Source organism: Paenibacillus liaoningensis (assembly GCF_059609455.1).
In genome coordinates this window covers 228,562-245,618 of record NZ_JCAALU010000011.1, presented here as the reverse complement: position 1 = coordinate 245,618, position 17,057 = coordinate 228,562, and the positions used below count along the sequence as shown (strand labels likewise).

Sequence of the window (17,057 nt, the reverse complement as noted above, 5' to 3'; positions counted from 1 at the left end):
CGAAATAAGTAGAAAAACAACCAATAATCTCGCCTTATAGATGATACGCTAGGCCGTATTGCAAATAGTGGTAAAGCAGTTGATTGAGTTGAATAAAGAAAAGTGCTCCCGTGATAAGGGGGCTTGCTTTAGGTTACGAATATATAAGTATCAAAAATCGATTGAAACGGTATTAAAGGGTAGGAATTTATAATTATAAAAGTTCTCTACCTAACTAAATTTGGACGAAGGAAGTATACTGTAAGGGAGCTGTCACCGTGGTAATGATAATTTTTTGGAAAGCATGAATCAGAGAGGGATACTGAAATGGAAAAGGGTAAAATCGTATTTTTAAACGGTGTAACTAGCGCTGGGAAAACATCTATAGTAGATGCTATTCAATTGAGATCGGATGAATTTTTTTACGTTGTTGCAAATGATCTTTTTGAGAATACAATTGGCGATCATTATCTTCGTGAAAATTACTGGAAATATTTAAGTGATGCAATAATAATGATGTATTATACCGCTAAACTTTTTTCTGATCATGGAAAGAATGTGCTAATCGATGGCATTTTGGTAGAAAGACCTGAGTTAAAGCCGCATTATGAAAAAGTGAAGGACATATTTGCCAGGTATTCTTTCTATGTTGTTGAGGTTTTTTGTCCGTTGGAAATTTGTCGCCAAAGAAATATTGAACGTGGAGATCGAACCGAAGATCAATCTGAGTGGCAGAATAAAATAATGGCTAAAAATATACAGTATAACTGCACGGTCAATACTCACCTGAATTCTTCAGAGGAATGTGCAGATTCAATCTTAGAGAGCTTGTTTGGTAGTTCCCTTAGGTATCGATAATGGTCAAGACATTAGTACCGACGATAATAATGTCAACTAAAATCCAGGGTAGTTAAGCGGAAATGTCTAGGAGGCGATTATATGGGGATGAATATAAATGAAAAAATTAGTCAATTTATTATATGGGCTAATAAAAATGGCTGGGATATAACCAGAAAGTCTAGGCTTCATATAAATTTAAGTGGCAGCATTATTTCTAGATATAAAGAAATCCCAAAGGAATATTTAGAGTTTTTAAATGTGGTCGAAAAATGCGTTATACCAAATGGGGAAGCTTGGTTTATTTGTGAGAATGAGTATAATAATAGCTCGGATGCTGCGTTTAAATGGAATGAATATGAATTACTCAGCCTAGAAGCAGCGGGGGATAATTCTGTGTATAGGTCCGAAATAACGGTATGGTGGGATAATTATTTGCCAATAGTGATGTCAGTTAATGGCGGGTATTCCTTCTATGCGATTGATTTAACACATGATAGTGGTGCTATTGTACGAGGATGTGAGCCCGAATTTGAAGAGGTTGAAAAAGTAGCCAATACTTTTGTAGAATTTTTGACGTTGATAATGTCGAATTCAGTAGAGTTCCAGTTATAAATAAAGATAAATGATTCTAAACTATTTTTTGCATATTTTTGAAAGCGGTTTACCGTTATAATAAAATTTTAATCTATCTTTTATGAAGGAGGGTTGCAGATGACTGGTTTTTTAGCAATCTGCTCTATGCGAAGTCTAGACTACAAACAACGGCGGTTGTTGTATAGAGCGAATAAATCATTTACCGCCTGACATCATGGCATGATGGAGCTATTTGTAGGATAGACTTTGCTTCCTTAAAACTTAAAAATTATTTTAAGGGGCAGAGCTATTATGAAATATGTAAATGCCGATATTATCCTTCCTGAAAGCTTACTAAAGGAAGTGCAGAAGTATGTCCAAGGTGGAATGATATACGTACCTACTCCTGAGCAGTCGCGTAAAAAATGGGGCGAAAACTCAGGTGGCCGAACATACTTAAATCAAAGAAATGACGAAATACGCAAAAACTTTTCAGCTGGTGCAAAAATTGATCAACTATCCGAACAATTTTGCCTTTCTTGCGATAGCATTAAGAAAATCGTGTATTCAAAAAAATAATCTCGCAAAGTCACATTGGAAGGAATTCCTGTGTGGCTTTTTCTTTTCCCCAAACAAGCTGAAAACGAGGAGCACATGTAGCAGCCCATCATTCAGAAAGCCTTATGCAATAAATGGTTTCTAAGTATTTATTATATATATTTAAGCTTCCAGCATGGTTACTATAGGGATAAAAACAAAGCACATATTACTTGGTTTATAATAAGGAGATTTTTCAATGATTGATGTTTTTGCTGTGGCGGACATTATTGTTAAGCATATAAAGACCTATTACCCGGAGGATGTTGCAATTGTCGGCTACTACGGATCATACCAGCAGGGTCGAGCGACCGAGCGATCGGATTTAGATTTCTTTTTTATTCCGGCTACAGCCAGAGGGAGACAAGCAGGGTGCCAGTTTATAATCGACGGCATTAGCTTTGATTTCTGGCCAATCGGGTGGGATCGTGCGGAGAGAATGGCAGCATTCGAGGAGTGGAATACGACGATTATAGCAGACTGTGAGCTGTTATATATCCGATCCGAAGGTGACCTTGCGAGGTTCATGGAGCTTCGTGAGACCATTGCCAGCATAGGCAGTGAATCCAAAGCAACTGAATTGACCATCAAAGCCGAATTAGTAGTAAAGGATTGCTTTTTCAACATGGCTAAAATGCAGCTTGTCGGCAACTCACAGGAGTTGTCCTATTGTCGCACACAGGCTCAGATGATTATGGTTAAAATTTTTAAATCGCTTGGCTTCTTGAACCAAATTTATTATAAGCGCATGTGGGGTCACTATCGCGAGCAAGTCAGAAGCCTCCCCATTAAGCCGGACCAGCTGGATCAATATCTTGATACCATCATGTTCAGCCGTACTCCGGACGAAGTGATATTAGCTTGTGAAAAACTAATTACGGCTACACTTAGCCTTATATCGGAGCGACAAAACAGTCAAAAAAAGCTTCGCTCTTATACTGTGCAAATGAAGGGGTATTATGAAGAGGAAAAAGGGATGCTTAATAAACTTTTAACCGCGTGCGAGAAAGGCGATTATGAAACAGCCTTTTTCGTTGCTATTGGTGTGCAGGACGGGTTAGCCCGAAATTTGTATGCAGCAGAAAAAGGATGTTGGCCTGGCAATGTTGACTTAGGTGAGCATCGCGAGTTCTACGTCCAATATGGGTATCCAGATCTTGTTGGGCTTTTGGATCCAACAGATTTTGAGCCATTGCGATTAGCCGTTCTACAGCTTACTGAAAAGTTAGAAAACCAACTTAAAACAGAAGGTGTACCTTTGAATCAGTTCGACTCTGTGGCTGAATTCGAGTCATTTTATAAAAACAAAGTCTAATGTCATAAAGGGGAATTTATAATGAGGCTTCGTAATAAGGTTGTTTTTGTTACCGGTGTTTCGGGGACCGTAGGGGGCAAGGTAGTCACAAGATGCCTCGGGGAGGGTGCAAAAGTTAAAGGGCTTATACGAAGCAAAGAGCAAGTTCTCCTTTGTTATAATCTGGGCATTGTCCCTATAATCGGCGATCTAATGGATAGAGAAGTTATAAAGGAAGCTCTTGCAGATGTTGATGTCATCATTCACGCTGCAGCGTATCTTGGTAGCGATAAGATTACCGCTGAGGAATCTAATATTCAAGGGGTCCAAATTCTGGTTGATGAGGCTATATCGGCAGGAGTTAAACGCCTCGTACATATTTCCACTGTATCCGTTTATGGTCATCTTGAAGGAGAGGTGGAACTGGATGAAGCAAGTGAATTAGCATACGGTCATTCTGAGGTGTACACTTCAACAAAATGTGAATCGGAACGAATTGTACGAGCTGCAATGGTTGGAGGGTTAGACTGCGTCATTTTGCGTCCAGGCATTATATGTGCTGAAAATAACTCCCACTGGGGCGACAGGCTGATTGCCAAGCTTGCTGCGGCAGATAATATAGATTGGATTCATCCTGACGATCTAACACCTTGGGTACATGCGGATAACTTAGCTGAGATGTGCGTATTAGCAGCAACACATGCTGCGGCAGTAAATCAGACCTACAATGCGGTGGACGGAAACTATACAGAAAGTGAGTTTAGTGTACGTATTGTGCATGCTCTAAATAAAACGCACATCATACCGGATGATAGCCCAATAAGAATGGCATATAGCTACAATAAAATAAGAAACGAATTGGGCTACCGTCCAATAATAAAATTCGAAGAGACAGTTGTTCAATTAGAGAAACAGGCTCGAAGTTGGCTTCTAACGCTCAGGGAGCAATGAATTACACAAAGAATGGTTCTAAAACTTGCCGTTACAGACAGCGCGGATAACCATACCATAAGTAACGGCGATTTGAACTATTTTACGATACAAACAAGGCGTTTGCCGCTACTAGGTCAAGTATCCCTACATAAGCTGATGAGAAAGGCTAATGCCATGAACAGGGATGGTGTAACGTGGATGACACAAAACCGGAAAAAGAGAGGGACACGATTAACAGGGAGGCTCGTATTCCCGGGCAATCCGTCATATAATGCCGCCAGAATGGAGTTCAATAGGCGATTTTCCAAATTTCCAAAGGTCATTGTTTTTTGCAGACGAACTCAGGATGTGATCAACGCAGTAAAATGGGCTCGTGAGCATGGTGTACGGCTGCGAGTGCGCAGCGGGCGGCACAGCTATGAAGGTTTTTCGGCTGTAAATGGCGGTATTATTATCGATGTAAGCGAGATGAATAAGGTTAAGGTTGATCGAAAAAATAGGGTGGCCGTTGTACAGACGGGAAATCCACTTGCCCGAGTGTACAAAAAGCTGTGGAATAAGCGTGTGGCACTTCCGGCTGGGACAGCGCCCGACGTAGGCGTAGCCGGGCTTGCCCTGGGAGGCGGCATTGGACTTCTGTCCCGCAAATATGGACTTACGTGCGATAACTTGAAACAAGTGAAGATGGTCGTAGCTTCGGGGCGGTATGGAGCAAAGACGATTGTGGCAAACAAGAGGAAACATTCCGATCTATTGTGGGCCTCACGAGGCGGCGGGGGAGGAAACTTTGGAGTTGCTACAGCCTATAATTTTCGGGTTAGACCCATTTCAACGGTTTCTATATACAGCGTCACTTGGAAATGGGGCGATTTGGAGAAGGTGTTGCCGGTTTGGCAGCGCTGGGCCCCATCTGTCACGAACCGCTTAACCTCAACCATTGAGGTGGCTTCCAAGAAGGTGGGAACGATTGAGTCTACCGGGCAATTACTTGGCGGTGCAGAGGAGCTGCGTCGATTGATTAGACCGCTCTTGCGAGCAGGCACTCCGGTGAAGGTGCTGGTGAAGACAGTGCCATTTATTAAAGCAACCAAATTTTTCGCTGAATCGGACCTAAATTTGGAGCCGAAATTTAAAATAAGCGGGGCTTACGGGTTTCAACCTTTGCCTCGTGAAGGAGTACGAATTATACGTGATTTTTTATCCAAAGCACCCAACAGGCATTCTTCCGTGTGGAGTCAAAGCTTAGGTGGGCCAGGAAGCGCGGTGAGTCGGGTATCGCCTACTGCAACGGCTTATCCTCATCGGAAAGCTGAGACCATCTACGAACTGTCAGCACGCTGGAGGAACAACGGGGAGCAGAAGCGGAATATTCAGTGGGTGAAAAGGTTCCGCAGAGCGTTACGTCCTTTTGTAAAGGGGGATTATGTGAACTTTCCCGATTTGCAGATTAAGAACTGGCCCAAGGCGTATTATGGCGTGAACTTTGGCAGATTGAAGCAGGTGAAACGAAAGTACGATCCTCATAATGTGTTTCGTTTTGCTCAGAGTATTCCAGTGGGTAAACGGGCCAGGAAATGATATACTCGCACCAGAATTATTGAAGCAAAGGAGCTGTCGGCGGCAGCTCCTTTCGCATTTTTTGCCAATAGCCACATTAATCTGAACCGTATCATAAATAAGGGCAAGCTCTTTTTGTAGCGGAGCGCCGCAGGGAAGCACTTCCGCGCGATGCAAAATGACAATGTCCGGCCCTGTTTTAATGATTCTAGTTAATATTTTTTTTCACTACCGTATTTTTTGTTTCAAATGGACAAGAGGCTAAAGCTTTGTCCTGTGCTGAAGTGGGAAGTCCCAAAGAAGCATTAGAGATATATAGTGGAGCCGTTTACGGTGAAGTTAAGCAAATAAAGGTTGACTTGAAGCAAGAGGGGTTTACGGGGACAAAAGAAAAAATTAGACATCTTATAGTAGAAGTTGAACGAAGTTGGAATATTGAAGTTGACTCTCAAATCATTGTCGCAACTGACTACAATTGGGGTTTTGAATTCAGGGAAGGCAAAAAATACTTAATATACGTTAGCGAAGTGGATGGCGAATTAAGCAGTAGTCCGTGCAGTTCGACAATCGAAATGAATAACCTGAGCCAAGCAACTGAACTATTCGGTGAAGGAGTTCAACCAAAACAACAAGTAAACTTAGAACACAAGATGTGGTTTATGTTTGAACAAGATATCGATTTGTATATCGTAGTTGCAATAGCAATAATACTTGCGGTGATTGTAGTCTTTTTCGTAAGGGCAAGAAAGAAAAAGTTCTAAGTGTAATCTTGTTGCGTATGGGTACGATATTTGAATAAAGCGAGAAAAAAAGAAAGGGCCATCCCTCAGAGGATGATCCTAAATCTTGCTGTTACAGACAGCGCGGAGAACCATATTACAAGTAACGGCGAAAAATTAATGATTAGCCCTTCAATTAAAGTAAAGCGAGGGAGATATGGAATAAAATCATACCATTCCAATGATGTCAGCTGTTCAGGGCTGCAAAATCAACCGTCCGACGGGGCATACTTCTCCACGTCCGGCTCGAATGCCGCTCCACTTGCCAGGTCCAGCTCCACATGGGTGGTTCCGCGACCGTCGGTCAGCACGATCATTCGCGACCCGACGAGGGGAACGCGGTCGGCGCTGGTGCGCATGTGTGCTGAGACGACACGAGAAGCACCGTCAACGATATAATTTACCTCAACCGTGAACAACGGGAAATTAAAGAGCCAACTGTTAGTAAAATTCACGGCGGTCAACGTCCCGGTGCATGACGAACCCTCCACGCGGAGTCGCTCGATGTCCGCCTGACGCCGCCGGGCATGGGCGATAGAGCCGGGCAACCGCAGAAGCGTAATGGCGGCCCAGAGGGCGAAGCTAGCTCCGACGACTGCTCCGAGCTCTAGCGGGATCGTCGGCGATGTCGCTAGAGCCTCGAGGTCAAAGGGGCGAGACAGGTCGCTTGTCAGCGTCCAGAACAGGAGGACTCCCGCGACTGCTGCGAGCCCTCCTGTTACCGATAGCGTCGCGAATAGGCCGGCCACCCTGGTCTGTCCGAACTGCTCAATCGATCGCGAGTACACTCCGCCGCTCGTACCTATCGCGACGAACAACAGCAAAACGGCGACGCCGACTGTGACCGGATGACCGAGGAGCATGCTGATTGCCGGTGTCGGCGCCATGCCGAGCAATGCACCGAACGGCACGGAGCCTGTCAGCGACCACAGTGCAGCAGCTGTAAGCAGCCACGGCATCAACGGAGCCGCGCGTCCGACGCGATGTCCCGGCCGGAGCATAGTCATCCGTCCGTTCTTATCCGTGGTGGAGAACAGCGGCAGCATCTCGATATGTGCATGCTGCCCGTGCTTATGCTGACCCTCCGCAGCATCCCTCATTGGCGTCGCCCTCCTGAGGAAGATACTCGCGCCCTGAGCGGCGGAGGGGGATTCACCGTGACACGGCCGGGATGATCAACTATAAAATGGGGGAGCTTCTTCCCCTTTTCTTCCTCATTATTGAACGTTTTATTGTAGGTATAATGATATTCTAGGTGCCGTAATAGAAAGTTTAACTTCCTACTATCTTTGTACTCAGCCATACATACCTTCACCTCCAATATTTCTTATCTATATTTTACCACTATAAGGTTGCCCACTGTAAGTACCCCAAGTCGACATGCATTTCAAAAATGCCTAACCATACGATCGGTTAGGGTTATTCGATGTGAATAAAGAAAACAACACGTAGTGCGCTATGCACTCGTGTTGTTTCGTTGTTAGATGGAGGTATTATTATGGTTTTCAACTGTTCCCTAAAACATCCACCCTCTCCTGCAAAATCTCCAAAACCTCTTTCGGCATCTTCCTAACCTTGATGTCACCACCTAGAAAAAGCAGCCAATTTGTTATTTCAGCCAATTCCTCCGCATGATGAACATTGATAAATGTTTTTAGAACAGCTGTAGTTTGATAAGGATTTGTGTATGAAATGGAAATATGTAAGGGATAGTATTTTTTGTACTGGGCAATCGCCTTTGGACCGAGTTCGAGGACCAGGTTGATGGCTTCTTCCTGCTTGCTTAGTTGTTCGACAATCATCTTCTTGCTTATTCTTTTTTTCTCAGGGTATGGTTTGACATCGGTGAGATTGTCGACAGGAATGATCCGCCTCTTTTCCTCATCTAAGTCAAAGCCTTCAATTTGCCATGAGCTTTTTTCACGATATAGATGCATGAGGTAAATGGGATAAGACTTTAGTTCTCTTCCTTCTTCGACGGAAACCACTAAATAGCTGTCAATAAGAAGAATTTGGATGAGTTGTTCTAAAGTAGGATGGGGCAGATCTGTCAGATCAAGCAGGTCGGGATTGTGGGGGTTGGTTCCTTCGAACAGCAAAATTTGATTTAACAGAACAAGATCATCCTGCTGGTTTTTCGGGATGAGGCCGAGTATTTTTTCCGCTAAAGATTGGCGACTCTTAAGATAGGGGAGTTGTTGGTTTCTTGTGGCCATAAAGGCAATAAAAAGAGCTTTAATTTCATTATCGGTAAAGCGGACAGTGGGTAGGACAGAGTTACTCATGACAAAATAACCCCCGTCCCTCCCGACTTCGGCGACAAGCGGCATTCCCATCGCCTCAATTTCTCTGACATCTCTAATCGCCGTCGAACGAGAGATGTTGAATTCTCGCATGATTTCAGAAATAGTAAAGTGGGCGCGGTTGTTGATGTACCGCATGATGATGTTAATCCGTTCAACTTTTTTCATGTGTCCCTCTAAACAGTATCATATTTTGACATGATTTATAGCTATTATAAACGTATCAAGTGAAAAAACAAATTATTTAGTTCATTCAAAAAAAGGAGTGTTGATCATGGCAGTGTATACCCTTGAGGAAAAAGAAAGCTTTATCGTTCTAGGTATTGGCACGGAGTTGAAGAGCGATTACACAGATTATGCCGGCATGAATAAGGAAAAGGAAAACTTTTGGCGGGCAGTGGAGCAGGATGGAAGGCTTAACGCTTTAAAGGCCATTGCCATGAATGACTACATTTTTGCCGTGAACGAAGCTGTAAATCACAAAATGATGTATTATGCTGGTGTCATGACAGAAGCATCGGTACCGGAAGAGCACAGAGTTATTCAATTCCCGAAGGGGCAATACCTCGTCGTTAAAGGCGAAGGAAATACGGCCGAAGAGATGAGCAATAAGCTTACAGGTATTGCCTTTGGTCAAGTCTTGCCAGAAGCCCAAATTTTTGCCTATGTTGGTGGACCCAATGCAACGGTTGAGATGGGGCAGCGAGACGGCCTCGTCTATGGTGAAATATGGATTCCTGTTGTTAGAAAATAAACCAATGCATTGGAGAGATGAGAATGTCCTATATCGTTGATTTCAAAAATGTATCTACGGCGGGATTAGAGTCTTCACCTGTAGCAGAAGCGCTAGCTGGTTTACGTGCTAATGAAGCCCGCTACTTTATGAACAAATACAAACATGAATTTACGATCGTACCCGCAAGCGAAAGTCAGGAAAACCTTGAGTATGTGAACCGCATTTTGAAAGAGCGTGATATTGCGTTTACGGCCAAACCTTTAGAAACGTCGCGTTTTCAAGTGGAAAATATCCAATTTACCTACGTCTTTTTTGAGGATGGTCTTGGAGTTAATGTCATGTATACGGTTGATGACCCTAAGAAGCGGGCCGTTGGTTTTAAGCTTTCTGAGGGGATGGAGGTACCAAAGGAGTTGGAAGGGAAGTTTAAGTTTGCTAGGCAGAAGTCTAAACTAGCTGGAACCATTCGGGGCTCGTTTTTTGTAATTAAAGGACAATATTAAAGTAAGTAAAAGCGTAAGCGGGCGGATTTGAGGCTACTAAGCTTACTTGTTTTTGATATTGCAAGGGGCTCATTGCAGTAACTTCTTTAAAATGAGTGTGCAAGGAAGACGCGCTCATGCTAGCAGTTGTTGCTAGCTAGCTCATCAATACGCAGAGGCTTAGCGTAATCTCGGTTAATGAGAGTAATCACTTTAGCAATCCGTTGGGCATTACTGCCAATTACAGCGAACTGTAGGACGGAAGCCCTCTGTTCATCTTTTAAAATCGTCCGGTAATCGGCAAATGTACGGAGGCAACCATTTTATCCCGGTGCTTTCCGTACCAGCTTCCTAACCAAAGAATCATTGGTAATCTCTTCAAATCGAGCCCGGGATATTCGGCATCACGATTCCCCACCTGCACAAGAACAGCCTGCTCGTCTAGATTCGGACCAGTGACAATTGACCGACGTATCTCCTCGCAGCATAGCCACAGACGAGTCCTGCGCCATTACCGGCAGGCTCGTTTTGCTTTTTACAGTACCGTTTCCGAACACCCTCTAATGGAATAAAATTTCTAGAAAAACACAATAAATCACACATTCTCCACACCCCGAACTATGCATATAAAGGAAAAAACTCACACGAGGAATAGGCCAAATTTTTTTTGGTTTCTCAAAATTAATGCGATGTTAGGAAGCCATAATTGCGATCTATATTTAACGCTTTGAAGTCTGTCAGTGGTTGATTTTTATTGAAATTTACAAGGAGAAGGAAATTATATACATTGTAGAGATTTTGTAGAGTCCAGGTTTTTAAACTAGGAAAGAAAGTGTCGAAATTTGGGTGGAAGTATATCAGTAGTTTCGGGAATGGAGGAGAAATGTGTCTTGAAACGTAAACGCAGCATAGGTAAAGCAATACTCTCTTTCTGCCTGGCAATTATGCTTGTCTTGCAGACGGTGGCATTCTCAGTCCCTGCATATGCGGATAGCGCGCCGAGCGCGGACGAACCGCAATCAGTAACTGAGGCAGTATACGGTGTGCCGAACAATTCCATAATGATGACGGCAGCCGTGACGGACAAAACGGTAGTATTCATGGATGCTAATTCAACCTTTCCACTGAAGGTGACGCAGGGAGCTGAAATTGCTCCAGGCGGTACAATCCAGGGCCGACAAGCATTTACCCTCAAATCAGAGGGCCTCAAGGTGCCGGTGAAGGGGGATTATGCAAATACGCCGGATGAAAATGACACGACCAAGTACATTCAGAAGGGAGACTCGATCGAGCTAAACAGGGATCCCTACTTCAAGGAAGTGGTGCTGCCAACAGCAACCAAATCCTTGATGGCCACAACTGATTTTGGAGTGAAACAGCTTGGCACCGCTTATTTCACCCCAAATAGCATCAAGATTGTATTTAATGGCGACGATTGGTTTTTCAATGGTGTTGGAAAAGCGGTTACCTTCGGCTTTGAAACCACTGCCAATTCGGATGTAACGGGCATAAATTACGGCGATACAAAGCCTATCTCGATTTTCGGGGGAGCGTATGAGCTAAAGAACCCTGATGTTACGCCGGCGTACAGCATTAGCTTGACAGGAAACAACTGGCCAAAGAATGGGAGCTGGACTTGGTGGTATGTGACCGTGCCAGCCTATCAGGATGGTTATCTGACCATCCAGTCTACTCCATCCTCCTTTGATGTGCTTGATGCAGCAATCAAGCTGCCACTAGATGGGATGACTTTCTATACGAAGCCTGCCGATTACCGAATGGTCTATGTACCGGGCTCCTTCAAGGTAAACGGCACTACGGTAGAGCCAACCATAGATGCTGATGGCGGGCTGAGCTACATCTTCCCAGCGGGAACTGGTGTGGACCCGAAGGTTGAGTATCAAGCATGGTTCAATAAGGATTTGTTTTATAAAGAGTATCGGGGCGTGGGGCTTGATCCCGGTCGATCTAATGGACAGCGTTTTGATCCAAAAGTTGAACTGAGGGATGAGAGTGCTGCTGTAAAAGCCAGCGCAGTACGGGAAACGTGGGTAGCACCCGACTGGATTCAAGCCTCGGCTTCATATGACCATCCAAATGAAACGATTACATGGAAAGTAACAGTTAACCAATATAACAAAAAAGGGTTAAAGGACTTTTCTATAACCAATGTATTACCTGCTGGGCTGGAATTTGAATCGGCTGCATGGAAGACAACGGTAGATGGCACTGTATCTGAAGAAACACAAATTACACCAGATTCAAACGGAGTTTATTCCTTTGGGGATATTAACGGTAAAGTAGAATTAGTAATTAAGAGCAAGGTGAAAAGCGGTTCCAGCTTCAGAATCGATCCTCGTGCCAACTGGAATTTGGATACACCAAATGGCATACAGAACAACGATGTAATGACTGGCACAAGACCTAACGCAGTGACTGACGAGGCAATTGTCACCATTGGGGCGCACACTTTTACAAAAACAGGCGCTATTACGATGGAGGATTATAACCTGGGCAGTATCACATGGACCGTTAATCTAACGCCACAGTATGCTTTGCCAAATGCTGCGGTATACGATGTGCTGGTGCATGGCGGAGATTTGAACGTCTTGGACAACGCTGTGGATGAAACGGGCGAAGTGAGTGCGGAAACGATTGCGAAAATCAAAGGAAACGTCAATTCTGCGCAGCTTTGGAAGCAATACCAGTCGGGAACTTTGAAGACCAATGCAACTAGCCTGACCATGAAAAATATTCCTTTGACCGTGGACGGTAAAGTGGTGGCTGATTTGATCAAGGTGACCGGTTATACCGAAGTAGCTTCATCCTTCAGCTTCCGTGCCCTTGAGACCAACACAGACATCCTCTTCAGACAGGATATTAACGCAGGGAAAACAATCTGGAATCGGGCTTTGCTCATTGACGGCGAAACCGTAAAGCAAGCGCAAAACAGCGCCAACCTTCACCTGCGTATGCTGAACAAGGATATGCTTACGGCATCCTACCCTATTAAGGGGGATGGGACGGCTGACACATGGTATACTCCGAACAACGTTCAACGCTATATCGGTTATGACAGCTCATCAAGCGGCGATGCATACACCTTAGCTGGTTATGACCGAATAACTAAGACGGTCACCTTCCGCCTAAGCATCAATATGCCGGGCTACAACACAGTCGAAATGGCGAAAGACGGCGGAAGTCGGGTTATCACCGATGTTAAGCTGGTGGACACCTTGCCCGAGGGTTGGGAGTTCGTTCCTTTTGGAGAGGGAAAGGACTATGAGCTTTATAAGGGCTACTCGGATAATGTCAGCGGCACTGGCTATGGGGTCCGAAACAACGCCGTGTCAATCATTGAGCCAAACAGTCCTGCTCATGTGGCGAGTTTCTCCCATAGCGGCAATGAAGGCACCTTTACCTTCTCCAAGTTGGAAAGCCCTTATGTCATTCTGGTTAAGGCAAGACCTTCCAATACGGCTCTAGAGAAATATTTAGAGGAGTACACCACCAACGGCACAGACAAGCAGGTGCTGTATAACAAAGCCGACCTACATATGACATGGGGCGGAGAAGAGAAGGTTCTCACCGAACAGCGCAAAGTTATTGTACCTATTCAGACTCTGGGCAAATCGGTAACTAAGCCAGTTCCAGGGGTGCTGGAATGGACGGTAAACTATACCCCGCCATTCAACATGGAGCAGGGTGTTTATTTACAGGATACCCTAGGTGCAGGTATGAATCTGCGCTATGAAGTAAACGGAAAGCTTGTGCTGACAGCGCCTAGTATGGCAGTCTATCCTGCTAAACTGACTGCCGGCGGTGCTCTTGAACGAGACGGTGCTGCACTGAATCTCAGCGACCCGAATTCAGAAGTTCAGGTGGAGGCCGGGCCAGGTGAGGGCGGCACCACGGTTCTATTATTTAAAATGGACGACCCTAATAAGTTTTACCAGTTTGTGTACCAAACCGAGGTTGATCCTTCTAAAGCGAATGCTGGCGATAAAATGGGCAACGAGGTAAAGCTGATGGGCGATGATAAGCTGAAATCTGTCAGTGCCAAAAGTGAAAGCACGCTGGACAGTTCAGACGTGGCCGGCAGTTCAAGCTCCAATGCCCTGCTGCCCCTGAAAAAGGTAGATCCCGACAACAATCCGCTAAAAGACGTAGAGTTTACGCTCTATAAGAAAGGCGACGGAACTCAAGTCGCTAAAGGAACAACCGATAGCGGAGGAAAACTTAATCTGCTATTCCCAGATCCAGGGTATTATGAGCTGAAGGAAACTTATATTGACACAACGACATGGTTGCCAACTACGAGAATTTATCAGGTTTACGTAGGGAATACGCCTGGAAAGCCCATCTGGGTAGACGGTGTGAAAGTAACCTCTGATAATCCGTTGGTCGTGCCTACGCCAGCGCAAGGAAAGCTGACCATCAGCAATAAGGTGGAAGGAAACGGCAGCGACTCTTCCAAGAATTTTGAATACACCGTGAACTTCACCGGCGAAGGCAAGGACGGAGAGTACGCCTATCAGAAGTCGGATAATACGTCTGGCACGATTAAGAGTGGAGACAAGATTACCCTCAAGGACGGAGAATCTCTGACGCTCCCTACATTGCCTGCGGATCTGGTCTATACCATAACGGAGGCCGATTATACGACCGTTGACGGTTATACCATCACGCCGGATACGAGAGAGCTGTCCGGAACAATCGTGAATAAAGGCGACCACAAGGTGGACTTCATCAATGAGCGAACCGTTAACAAGCTGACCGTCAGCAATACGGTCATGGGCAACGGCGGCGACAAGACGAAGGAGTTCGAGTACACCGTCATCTTTGAGGATACAGGCAAGGATGGAAGCTACTCTTACTTGAAGTCGGGCGGTGGCACAGGTACGATCAAGTCCCGTGATACCTTCAGGCTCAAGGATGGAGAGACACTGGATATTTTGGATCTGCCTAAGGGTCTGAAATATACCATTACCCAGAAGGAATACACAGCCGACGAATACGTGACCATTCCTGAGGAACGGTATTATACCGGAATCGTGGAGGGCAAAGATGAAGTTGCCCCGTTTACGAACTTGCGAGTCTTGAAGGGCGGCCTACTAATCAGCAACACGGTTAAAGGCAAAGACGAAGACAAACAGAAGCCGTTCAAGTACACGGTCACCTTCACAGGCGAAGGAGAGAGCGAATCCTACTCCTATGAGAAGTCAGACGGCAGCAAGGGCACAATTAAGAGCGGAGAGACCTTCGAGCTTGCAGATGGCCAGACGCTCGTTGTGCAAGGACTTCCGACAGATCTCCAGTATAAGGTGACCCAAGATGATTATACGAATGACGGCTATGTGACGGATCCCGAAAGTCTCGTTCGCACAGGCACCATTCCGGAGAAAAAAGTGGCCGAAGCACACTTTGTCAATACCCGCCCGTATCTGGAAGGCGTACTGCGTGACAACAACACAGGAGAAGCCATTCCGAATGCGCCCATTACAGTGACCGATCTGAAGACAGGCAAGGAGCTTCAGGTGGAGACGAATGAGAAGGGTGAATATTCGGTCCCAGTCACAGCGGATACCGACTATACGATCACATATACGAAGAGGTATCAGATAGGCGGGAAGGATGTCCCTGTCGAGTTCACGCAAAAAGCAAATGTGGACGGCAGCGTAACGGAAGAGACCGTTCCGGCGGACATTACGGCGGTAGGGATCGTTCTGTTCAAGCAGCCGGATGGAGCGAAAGAGCTATTCAACGATTCGTTTACCAGCCATATGCATATCTATTTGAAGGATCAGCACGGCAATTATATTATGGAGAACGGTCGTCCCAAGGCATTCCCAATGGCTTTGAACGGAACTTTCTCCGTGGAAGGGCTAAGCGAGCAGAAGTACACAATGGAAGTTCGTTATAAAGCTGAGACCGGCGAGGAACTGCTCCTCAAAGTGACGCAACTGGACGTGAAGGCTAACGGAGAGTTGAATATTTCCGAGGAATTGGTCGACCCTTACGGTACGGTTTATGATGAAACGACAGGAAATGCCAACACTGGCAAGAAAATTGATGGAGCCAAAGTTACATTGTATTATGCGGATACGCAGCGGAATAGAGATAACGGCCGCATTCCGGATACGAAAGTAACGCTTCCTCAGGTTCCGAATTTTCCGCCGCACGACAATGAGAGCCCGGAGCAGGATAGCGACGCAAATGGCTTCTATGCTTACATGGTGTTTCCTGAAGCGGATTACTATCTGATCGTAACGAAGGACGGATACGAAACGCACAGGAGTGATACGATTTCTGTCGATTTTGACATTGTAAAATACGATGTGCCAATGAAGCCGATCAGTTCCGGCGGCAACGGTAACGGCGGAACTGGCGGCAACGGTAACGGTAACGGCGGAACCGGCGGCAACGGTAACGGCGGAACCGGCGGCAACGGTAACGGCGGAACCGGCGGCAACGGTAACGGCGGAACCGACAATGGTAACGGCGGAACCGACAACGGTAACGGCGGAACCGGCAACGGCAACGGCGGAACCGACAACGGCAACGGCGGAACCGACAACGGCAACGGCGGAACCGACAACGGCAACGGCGGAACCGACAACGGTAACGGCGGAACCGACAACGGTAACGGCGGAACCGACAACGGTAACAGCGGAACCGACAACGGCAACAGCGGAACCGACAACGGTAACAACGGAACCGACAACGGTAACAACGGAACCGACAACGGTAACAGCGGAACCGGCAACGGTAACGGCGGAACCGGCAACGGTAATAGCGGAACCGACAACGGTAACAATGAAATCGGCAACGGTAACAACGAGCTGGACGATGCTCCGTTGACTGGCGACAACAGCGTACCGCCAATCTTCTATATGGCTTTGGCGCTGATGTCTTTGATGACGATCGGGTTCTGTCTACTCGGTAATAAGAAGAAAAAGCACATCCAGTGATCGGAAAGGCGGT

General features: G+C 45.7%; 12 protein-coding genes. 10 read left to right on the top strand and 2 right to left on the bottom strand.

Annotation, left to right across the window (positions count from 1 at the left end; all coding sequences use genetic code 11):
- The first annotated feature begins 306 nt into the window (after positions 1 to 306).
- The 7 genes from AC6B99_RS18435 (at position 307) to AC6B99_RS18405 (ending at position 6,534) form a co-directional block, all read left to right on the top strand.
- The gene (locus tag AC6B99_RS18435; RefSeq protein WP_496663953.1) at positions 307 to 837 is read left to right on the top strand and encodes a phosphotransferase-like protein; all 531 of its coding nucleotides are present in this window, start codon (positions 307 to 309) and stop codon (positions 835 to 837) included.
- Between the two features lie 81 nt (positions 838 to 918).
- Positions 919 to 1,431 (top strand): SMI1/KNR4 family protein, encoded by a 513-nt coding sequence (locus AC6B99_RS18430; protein WP_496663952.1) that lies wholly within the window; start codon positions 919 to 921, stop codon positions 1,429 to 1,431.
- Positions 1,432 to 1,704: 273 nt separating this feature from the next.
- A complete protein-coding gene (locus AC6B99_RS18425) occupies positions 1,705 to 1,971 on the top strand; it encodes a CD3324 family protein (RefSeq protein ID WP_496663951.1) in 267 nt (88 codons plus the stop codon).
- Positions 1,972 to 2,188: 217 nt separating this feature from the next.
- Positions 2,189 to 3,304, top strand: coding sequence for a kanamycin nucleotidyltransferase C-terminal domain-containing protein (locus AC6B99_RS18420; protein WP_496663950.1), 1,116 nt, complete (start codon positions 2,189 to 2,191; stop codon positions 3,302 to 3,304).
- 21 nt (positions 3,305 to 3,325) lie between these two features.
- Positions 3,326 to 4,234 (top strand): NAD-dependent epimerase/dehydratase family protein, encoded by a 909-nt coding sequence (locus AC6B99_RS18415; RefSeq protein ID WP_496663949.1) that lies wholly within the window; start codon positions 3,326 to 3,328, stop codon positions 4,232 to 4,234.
- A gap of 180 nt (positions 4,235 to 4,414) precedes the next feature.
- Positions 4,415 to 5,794: an FAD-binding oxidoreductase gene (locus AC6B99_RS18410; protein WP_496663948.1), complete on the top strand. Its 1,380-nt coding sequence runs from the start codon at positions 4,415 to 4,417 to the stop codon at positions 5,792 to 5,794.
- A gap of 248 nt (positions 5,795 to 6,042) precedes the next feature.
- Positions 6,043 to 6,534 carry a hypothetical protein gene (locus tag AC6B99_RS18405; RefSeq protein ID WP_496663947.1) on the top strand — a complete coding sequence of 164 codons (492 nt, stop codon included), beginning with the start codon at positions 6,043 to 6,045 and terminating at the stop codon, positions 6,532 to 6,534.
- Positions 6,535 to 6,761: 227 nt separating this feature from the next.
- On the opposite strand, the gene AC6B99_RS18400 is transcribed toward AC6B99_RS18405, so the two are convergent.
- On the bottom strand, positions 6,762 to 7,652 hold the full coding sequence (locus AC6B99_RS18400; RefSeq protein WP_496663946.1) for a hypothetical protein: 891 nt from the start codon (positions 7,650 to 7,652) through the stop codon (positions 6,762 to 6,764).
- Positions 7,653 to 8,057: 405 nt separating this feature from the next.
- Positions 8,058 to 9,023, bottom strand: a complete 966-nt coding sequence (locus AC6B99_RS18395) for a helix-turn-helix transcriptional regulator (protein ID WP_496663945.1) — start codon at positions 9,021 to 9,023, stop codon at positions 8,058 to 8,060.
- Positions 9,024 to 9,129: 106 nt separating this feature from the next.
- On the opposite strand from AC6B99_RS18395, the gene AC6B99_RS18390 reads away from it, so the two are divergent.
- From AC6B99_RS18390 to AC6B99_RS18380, 3 genes are all read left to right on the top strand, one after another.
- A complete protein-coding gene (locus AC6B99_RS18390) occupies positions 9,130 to 9,609 on the top strand; it encodes a GyrI-like domain-containing protein (protein WP_056036206.1) in 480 nt (159 codons plus the stop codon).
- A 23-nt stretch (positions 9,610 to 9,632) separates the two neighbouring features.
- Positions 9,633 to 10,094 carry a DUF8821 family protein gene (locus AC6B99_RS18385; protein ID WP_496663944.1) on the top strand — a complete coding sequence of 154 codons (462 nt, stop codon included), beginning with the start codon at positions 9,633 to 9,635 and terminating at the stop codon, positions 10,092 to 10,094.
- An 869-nt stretch (positions 10,095 to 10,963) separates the two neighbouring features.
- A complete protein-coding gene (locus tag AC6B99_RS18380) occupies positions 10,964 to 17,044 on the top strand; it encodes a DUF7601 domain-containing protein (RefSeq protein WP_496663943.1) in 6,081 nt (2,026 codons plus the stop codon).
- Positions 17,045 to 17,057 lie beyond the last annotated feature (13 nt).